Here is a 2,613-nt window from a genome sequence, read left to right as displayed (position 1 = left end):
AACCTTAAATCTTCGTGGTTAAGTCCTCGACCGATTAGTACTAGTCCGCTCCATATATCACTATACTTCCACTTCTAGCCTATCTACCTGATCGTCTCTCAGGGGTCTTACTTCTTTCGAATGGGAAATCTCATCTTGAAGCTGGCTTCGCGCTTAGATGCTTTCAGCGCTTATCCTTCCCACACATAGCTACCCAGCGATGCTCCTGGCGGAACAACTGGTACACCAGCGGTGCGTCCATCCCGGTCCTCTCGTACTAAGGATAGCTCTTCTCAAATTTCCTACGCCCGCGACGGATAGGGACCGAACTGTCTCACGACGTTCTGAACCCAGCTCGCGTACCGCTTTAATGGGCGAACAGCCCAACCCTTGGGACCGACTTCAGCCCCAGGATGCGATGAGCCGACATCGAGGTGCCAAACCTCCCCGTCGATGTGAACTCTTGGGGGAGATAAGCCTGTTATCCCCAGGGTAGCTTTTATCCGTTGAGCGATGGCCCTTCCATACGGTACCACCGGATCACTAAGCCCGACTTTCGTCCCTGCTCGACTTGTAGGTCTCGCAGTCAAGCTCCCTTCTGCCTTTGCACTCTACGAATGATTTCCAACCATTCTGAGGGAACCTTTGGGCGCCTCCGTTACACTTTAGGAGGCGACCGCCCCAGTCAAACTGTCCACCTGACACTGTCTCCCGTTGCCTCACAACGCGGGTTAGAGGGTTCATATCACAAGGGTAGTATCCCACCAGCGCCTCCTCGTAAACTGGCGTTCACGATTCATAAGCTCCTACCTATCCTGTACATGTCACACAAACACTCAATATCAAGTTACAGTAAAGCTCCATGGGGTCTTTCCGTCCTGTCGCGGGTAACCTGCATCTTCACAGGTACTATAATTTCACCGAGTCTCTCGTTGAGACAGTGCCCAGATCGTTACGCCTTTCGTGCGGGTCGGAACTTACCCGACAAGGAATTTCGCTACCTTAGGACCGTTATAGTTACGGCCGCCGTTTACTGGGGCTTCAATTCGAAGCGTCGCTTGCGCTAACCTCTCCTCTTAACCTTCCAGCACCGGGCAGGCGTCAGCCCCTATACGTCATCTTTCGATTTGGCAGAGACCTGTGTTTTTGATAAACAGTCGCCTGGGCCTATTCACTGCGGCTGGTATTCCTACCAGCACCCCTTCTCCCGAAGTTACGGGGTCATTTTGCCGAGTTCCTTAACGAGAGTTCTCTCGATCACCTTAGTGTTCTCCACTTGACTACCTGTGTCGGTTTGCGGTACGGGTTCATGTTATCTCGCTAGAAGCTTTTCTCGACAGTTTGATTATCCACCTTCGCTACTTTATTCGCTACGCTTAACAGCTCATCCTTTTAAGTAAAAGCATTTCACTCTTACTAAAACTCACTGCTTGCACATCCTCTTCCATCCGGATGCGTGGAGTCACCTCCTGTGTCCCTCCTTCACTCAATCGATAACATCAAGTACAGGAATCTCTACCTGTTGTCCATCGCTTACGCCTGTCGGCTTGGGCTTAGGTCCCGACTAACCCAGGGCGGACGAGCCTTCCCCTGGAAACCTTAGTCTATCGGTGGACGGGATTCTCACCCGTCTTGCGCTACTCATACCGGCATTCTCACTTCTATACGCTCCAACACTCCTCACGGTATGCCTTCGCCGCATATAGAACGCTCTCCTACCACTCTAGTCTTAAACTAGAATCCACAGCTTCGGTGTATTGTTTAGCCCCGGTACATTTTCGGCGCAGAATCACTCGACTAGTGAGCTATTACGCACTCTTTAAATGATGGCTGCTTCTAAGCCAACATCCTAGCTGTCTGTGCAACTCCACATCCTTTTCCACTTAACAATTACTTGGGGACCTTAGCTGGTGGGCTGGGCTGTTTCCCTTTCGACTACGGATCTTATCACTCGCAGTCTGACTCCCAGAGATGAGTCCTTGGCATTCGGAGTTTATCTGAATTCGGTAAAACTTGCGTCCCCCTCGTTCAAACAGTGCTCTACCTCCATGACTCTTACTCTGAGGCTATACCTAAATATATTTCGGAGAGAACCAGCTATCTCCAAGTTCGATTGGAATTTCTCCGCTACCCACAAGTCATCCAAACACTTTTCAACGTGTCCTGGTTCGGTCCTCCAGTGTGTCTTACCACACCTTCAACCTGCTCATGGGTAGGTCACTTGGTTTCGGGTCGACAACAACATACTCTCGCCCTATTCAGACTCGCTTTCGCTACGGCTCCGTTTCTTCAACTTAACCTCGCATGGTATCGTCACTCGCCGGTCCATTCTACAAAAGGTACACCATCACCCCTTAACGGGCTCTGATTACTTGTAGGCACACGGTTTCAGGTACTCTTTCACTCCCCTCCAGGGGTGCTTTTCACCTTTCCCTCACGGTACTGGTTCACTATCGGTCACTAGGGAGTATTTAGCCTTGCCAGATGGTCCTGGCGGATTCCAACGGGATTCCTCGTGTCCCGCCGTACTCAGGATACTCCTAAAGCTTCAGTCAGTTTCGTATACAGGGCTCTCACCTTGTCTCGCTCTGCTTCCCATCAGATTCTACTACTCACTTCGGTCTTATATTGGAG

1 rRNA gene is annotated in these 2,613 nt (G+C 50.8%); it reads right to left on the bottom strand.

The features are described 5' to 3' along the window. Window positions 1-14 precede the first annotated feature (14 nt). Window positions 15-2,613: ribosomal RNA gene (locus tag HMPREF2811_RS03405) — 23S ribosomal RNA — on the bottom strand; the annotation flags it as partial.

The organism is Globicatella sp. HMSC072A10 (assembly GCF_001811625.1).
Classification (GTDB): Bacteria; Bacillota; Bacilli; order Lactobacillales; family Aerococcaceae; genus Globicatella; species Globicatella sanguinis.
Note: the sequence above shows the minus strand (reverse complement) of the source record. Positions and strands in the feature narration are given on the sequence as shown.